The sequence below is a fragment of the Streptomyces regalis genome, assembly GCF_001509475.1.
Classification (GTDB): Bacteria; Actinomycetota; Actinomycetes; order Streptomycetales; family Streptomycetaceae; genus Streptomyces; species Streptomyces regalis.
Window position 1 is genome coordinate 1 of sequence record NZ_LLZG01000139.1, and the last position, 5782, is coordinate 5782.

At 69.8% G+C, this 5782-nt stretch carries 4 protein-coding genes and 1 pseudogene; 1 reads left to right on the forward strand and 4 read right to left on the reverse strand.

What is annotated here, in order from left to right:
* From ADL12_RS19120 to ADL12_RS19135, 4 genes are all read right to left on the reverse strand, one after another.
* A partial coding sequence (locus ADL12_RS19120; RefSeq protein ID WP_159053201.1) for a serine/threonine-protein kinase occupies positions 1 to 863 on the reverse strand: 863 nt, incomplete at its 3' end.
* A gap of 133 nt (positions 864 to 996) precedes the next feature.
* Positions 997 to 3132 (reverse strand): putative bifunctional diguanylate cyclase/phosphodiesterase, encoded by a 2136-nt coding sequence (locus ADL12_RS19125; protein ID WP_062703883.1) that lies wholly within the window; start codon positions 3130 to 3132, stop codon positions 997 to 999.
* Positions 3129 to 3941, reverse strand: a complete 813-nt coding sequence (locus ADL12_RS19130) for an SAM-dependent methyltransferase (RefSeq protein WP_062703884.1) — start codon at positions 3939 to 3941, stop codon at positions 3129 to 3131. The genes ADL12_RS19125 and ADL12_RS19130 overlap by 4 nt, the downstream gene beginning before the upstream one ends.
* A gap of 373 nt (positions 3942 to 4314) precedes the next feature.
* A complete protein-coding gene (locus tag ADL12_RS19135) occupies positions 4315 to 5301 on the reverse strand; it encodes an SCO0930 family lipoprotein (RefSeq protein ID WP_062703885.1) in 987 nt (328 codons plus the stop codon).
* A 295-nt stretch (positions 5302 to 5596) separates the two neighbouring features.
* On the opposite strand from ADL12_RS19135, the pseudogene ADL12_RS54055 reads away from it, so the two are divergent.
* Positions 5597 to 5782: pseudogene (locus ADL12_RS54055) on the forward strand (hypothetical protein); the annotation flags it as partial.

Sequence of the window (5782 nt, forward strand, 5' to 3'; positions counted from 1 at the left end):
TCGCCCAGTTCGGCCAGGCGTCGGCCCACCTCTTCCGCGGTCTGCGGGCGGTCCTCCGGCTCCTTGGCGAGCAGCGCGAGTATCAGCCGGCTCCAGGCGTCCGGGACGTCCGCGCGCAGCCCGCGAGGCGAAGCGGGCCGCTCGGCCAGATGCTTCTGCATCAGCGTGAACGCACTGGGCGCCTCGAACGGCGGGCGCCCAGTAACCAGTTCGTAGAGCACACAGCCGAGCGAGTAGAGATCACTGCGTCCGTCGGCCGGCCGCTTCGGGTCCGCCGTGATCTGTTCGGGCGACATGTAGGCGGGTGTGCCCACCGTCGCACCGGTGGCGGTCAGCGCGGTCGCTGTGCCGGGGTTGTCGAGGAACCGGGCGATACCGAAGTCCAGCACCTTGACGTCGCGCTCGCCCGCCGCGCCTTCGGTCACCATCACGTTCGCCGGTTTCATGTCCCGGTGCACCACCCCGGAGGCATGAGCCGTGGCCAGCGCCCGGCAGATCTGGCTCCCCCAGCGGCTCACGTCGTGCAGCGCAAGCCGCTCCCCGCTCCGGACCAGCTCGTCCAGCGGGCGGCCGTGAAGCAGCTCCATCACGAGGTAGGGCAGCTCCGGGCCGTCGCCCCGGCGTGCCGCGCCGAGTTCGTGCACCGTGACGATGTGCGGGCTCGACAGCCCCGCGAGGACCTGCGCCTCCTGGACGAACCGCGCCACGAGTTTCGGGTCGTGGACCTGCCTCAGACCGGTGATGAGTTTGACGGCCACATCCCGGCGGAGTCGCTCGTCACGGGCGCGCCACACCTCCCCCATCCCTCCGTCGCCGATCTGGTGGGCCAGTAGATAACGCCCGTCCAGCAACTGCTCTGCCATCCGCCCCCTCCACCGGTCAGGTGCGCGCATGATGGCGTGATCGCGGGCGGGTGCGCAAAGCGGCAGTTCAGGTGGCTCGTACGCTTATTTTCTGGATGCCTGTTTGATCGACCTTTCGTTCGATACGTCGGACTCAGCCGGTGGCGTCCACCAGCGCCAGTTCGTGCAGGCGCTCCGGCGGGCCCGGGCGGGCGTAGTACCAGCCCTGGGCCGTGTCGCAGCCCAGGATGCGGAGCTGCTCGGCCTGGGCTCCGGTCTCCACGCCCTCCACCGTCACCGCGAGGCTCAGGCTGTGGGCCAGCGAGACGATCCCCTCGACGATCTTCAGGTCGACGGGGTCGGCCGGGAACTGCTGCATGCTCTGAGTGAAGGAGCGATCCAGCTTGAGGACGCTCACCGGCAGCCGACGCAGGTTGGCGAGGTTGGAGTAGCCGGTGCCGAAGTCGTCCAGGGCGATGTCGACGCCCATCTCGGCCAGGCGGCGCAGGGGCTTCAGCAGGTCGTCGTCGGCGCCGATGAGGGCGGACTCCGTGACTTCCAGACAGAGGGCGTCCGGCGCCACGCCCGCGCGCTCCAGGATGTCCACCGTGTCCTGGACCAGTCCGGGGTGGTTGAGCTGGCACGGCGAGAGGTTGACGTTGATGCGGAGCGGGCCCGCGCCGTCGTGGCGTTCCCGCCACTCGCGCGCCTGACGCACCGACTGCTCCAGGACCCAGCGGCCGAGCGGAACGATCAGTCCCGTGTGCTCGGCGAGCGGGATGAACCGGTCCGGGCCGAGGACGCCGTGCTGCGGGTGCAGCCAGCGCACCAGGGCCTCGGCGCCGCGCACGCTGCCGTCGCCGAGGTGGACCAGCGGCTGGTACTCGATGAAGAACTCGCCCCGGTCCAGGGCCGCCGGCAGCGCCGTGGTCAGCCCGTGCCGGGTGATGGCGCGGGCGTCGGCCTCCGGGTCGGCCAGCTCGAAGCGGTTGCCGCCCGCCGACTTGGCCCGGTACATGGTGATGTCCGCGCTGCGCAGGACCTCCGCCGGGCTGCGCTCGCCCGCCGGGCCCTCGACGATGCCGATGCTGCCGCGCACGGTCAGCTCCCGGCCGTCGACGCTGATCGGGGCGATCAGTGCGTTCATGATCCGGGCGGCCAGGTCGTCGACCTCGCGCTCGGTGTCGGAGCCGGTCGTCAGCGCCACGAACTCGTCGCCGCCGAGCCGCGCGACCATCTCGCCGGGCGCGGTGGCGCAGGACTGCAGGCGGTCGGCGACCTCGACGAGCAGCCGGTCGCCGGCCGCGTGGCCGAGGCTGTCGTTGACGGTCTTGAAACCGTCGAGGTCGAGGTAGCACAGGCCGAACCGCTGTCCTTCGCCGGCACCCAGCGCCTTCTCCAGGCGTTCGAAGAAGAACGTGCGGTTGGGCAGGCCCGTGAGGGCGTCGTGCGTGGCCTCGTAGCGCAGCCGCAGGTTGAGCAGGCGCCGCTCGGTGGTGTCCTCCATCAGGGCGAGCTGGTACTGCGGGTCGCCGTCGGCGTCACGCAGCAGGGAGACCGTGAGGTTGGTCCACAGGACCGTCCCGTCAGGGCGGTAGAAGGCCTTCTCGACGTGGTAGTGCTCGCGCTCGCCGCGCACCAGTTCGTCGTAGAGCTTCCAGGTCTGCGGGGCGTCCTCGGGGTGGGTCCACTCCTTGACGTTGCGGCTGCGGACCGCCTGTTCGGAGACCCCGAACATGCGCAGCAACGCGCCGTTGACCTGCAGTATGTTGCCCTCGAGGTCGGCGATGCCGATCCCTATGGCCGCGCCCTCGAAGACCGCGCGGAAGCGGGCCTCGGTGGCGTGCAGGGCCTGCGCCACGACGCCCTGCGCCTTGAGGGCGGCCGCGGAGATCGCCTCCTGCTCGGCCAGCGTCCGCTCGCGCAGCGCCTGGGCGAACCCGGCGGCCATGGCGTGCTGGAGCCGCGCCGAGCGTGCCCGCTGGTCCTCCTGGTCGCCGTCGGTGCCGCAGTAGAGCACCAGGTAGGCGTCCACGCAGTCCAGCGAGCGGCTCAGCGCCTCGGGGTCGGTGCAGTGCGCGGCGACGAGCGCGGCGCCGACCGCCTTGCCCGCGTCCGCGTCGAACGTCCTGGCCCTGAGTGCCTCGCTCAACCGCCGGGCCAGCGGCAGCAGTTGCTCCTCGAACTCCGGCCGGGTCGACGACGTCGAGGTCACCGGGAAGACCGCCCGGCTCCAGATCGTCGCGAACCGGCGCAGTCTGTCCTCCGGCCCGTCCGGCCCCGCGCTCACGCCGTACGCCCCACGCCGGCGAACCCGGAGAAGGCATAAGGATCCTCGTCCTCCGGTGCGGTGTCCGGCCGCCAGAGCGGCATCGGCACCAGACCCGGTTCCACCATGTCGTACCCCTCGAAGAACCGCGCGATCCCCTCGCGCGAGCGCATGATCAGCGGGTTGCGAATGTCCCTGTATACGTCGACCGTGCCCTTGGCCCGCTCCTCGGGCAGCGGGATTCCCTCGTACGAGGCATGCGTGAGCACCAGCATGCTGCCCGGCGCGAGTGCGTCGCGCAGCTCGGCCACCGCCGCGTACGGGTCGTCCTCGTCCTCCACGAAGTGCAGTATGGCAACGAGCAGCAGCGCCACTGGCCGGTTCAGGTCGATGAGGCGCTCGACCTGCGAACTCGTCAGGATGTCCTGGGGCTTACGCAGATCCGCGGCGACGACGTCCGCGCCGTCGGTGCCCTCCAGGACGGCCTGGCTGTGCGCGACGGCGACCGGGTCGTGGTCCACGTAGACGACGTGGGCGCCGGGACTGGCCGACTGGGCCACCTCGTGGACGTTGCCGAACGTCGGGATGCCGGAGCCGATGTCCAGGAACTGAGTGATGCCCTCGTCGATCGCGAAGCGCACCGCGCGGCGCATGAACGCCCGGTTCGCCTGCATGATCTTGGGGAGCCCCGGCATGAACTCCATGGCCTTGCGGGCCGCTTCCCGGTCGACCTCGAAGTTGTGCGAACCGCCCAGGTAGTAGTCGTAGATTCGCGAAACACTGGGCACCGAGATGTCGATGCTCCGTGGGGCCCAGGCGGGACGCTCCATCTATCTCTCCAAGGCGTAGGCGATCCGGTGTTCGAGCAGAGGCTACTGATCGCCCGCCAAAGGAGCGAGCGGAAACGGAAATTGACCATCCGTTCCCGGTCACTGCCAGCGGCACGTGCCGGATTGATGCCCCGCACACCCTCCGCCTAAAGCGCCCGAAGCATTCCACAGAGCTCGGAATCATGGCGAAGAGGGCGAAGAATCATGGTGAATGACGACAAACCGGCCCGCCCCCTGAGCGTGGAGCTTCAGGGGGCGGACCGGTGGGTCGGGCGCGCCGTCCGTTCGTCCGGCACTCTCGCTGTGCTCGTCCCTCCCTTCCGTGGTGCGTACTCGGCTGGGTGAGGCGATCAACCCTGGGGAGGTGTGATCCTTACTTCTCCGACGCGCCGACCGGCTTGCCGTCGGGGCGAACGGCGAACCAAGTGCCGCCGACGCCCTGACCGTTGGTGTCGCCGGGCTTCTTGTCACCGGCGAAGGTGTAGATCGGTACGCAGTCGATGGACTGCTGCTTGATGCCGTCGGGGCGGTCGAAGACGACGTAGCCCCGGTTGGGGGTGGACCCCTGCAGATCGATGCCCTCGGTGTCCTCGGCGTCGACCGGGGCGACGACGGGCCACTTCTCCAGGCACTCGCCGGTGCACTTGGTCGACATCGGCCACTGGGTGTCCTTCATGAAGCGGTAGACCGTGTGGCCGTTCTTGTCGATGACGATCTCGCCGAGCTTGGGGTCCTTACGCGTGGACAGACCGGGCAGGTCGGCCGCCTCCGCACCCGCGCCGCCCTGCGCCTTCTTGCCGTCGGGGGCCAGCGCGTACCAAGTTCCGCCCACGCCCTGACCGTTGACGTCGCCGGCGTTGACGTCCTTCGCAAAGCGGTACGCCGGCCAGCCGTCGACCGTCAGCTGCTTGGTGCCGTCGGAGCGGGTGACCGAGCCCAGCAGCGCCTTGTCGATACCGGTGCCGGCCGTGGCGTCGTCCGCGGGGACCGGCGGCCACTTCTTCGCGCAGTCGCCGTCACAGTTCGACTTGGCGGGGTCCGCGGTGTCCTTGTCGAAGCGGTAGAGAGTCAGACCGGCGCTGTCGGTCAGCAGCTCGCCGAGTTCCTGGTTGGTGGAAACGGACAGCTCACCGGCGGAAGCGGCCTGCGTTTCCGCGCTCTCCTGGCCCGCCGCACCGGGGTCGTAACCGGATCCGTTCCCAAGGCCGGTACCGGCACTTCCGTAATCACCGGCCGCGGCCGTGGCACCCACGTTCTGGCTGCTCGCCGGCGGCGCGGTTTCCGAGCCGCACGCCGTCGTCAGCGCCGCCACTGCCACGGCGCTCACCACGAGCGAGGCGCTCCGCCACGAGGTCTTCATCGTCAACTCCCCATAATCACAAGGGTGTTGCAGCGCCCTGCTGCGCCGCCGCACGACATGGGGTACGCACGAAAGCCACTGTCGTGTTCAACCGACGCACAAATTTCTTTCGGAAAGCTGTGACAGCACCGGCATCACGCCGGTGAGGCCGCTCCTCGTGTCGCACACAGATGCGCCTTTGCCGTCACGCGTGCGCCCGCTCAGCAAACCTTTCGAGGGCCATACGTCGCTCGTTCGAGGCAATCCACCCGCGCTCGTGCATGCGGGAGCATGCTCGGGGCTCAGGATCTTCGTCGTGCATGGACTCGAACCGACCCAATCCACCCTGGTGACAAGGGTGTTGACGGTGGCGGCGCTGACCTGGCTCCTGGTGGCGGCACCAGCCGGCGCGGCCTCGGCCACCGTCTGCGCGTACGCCGACACGGGCCCGGACGGTGCCCAGGCCGTGGCGGTCGTCGGGAGCCTCACCTGGCCGACCCCC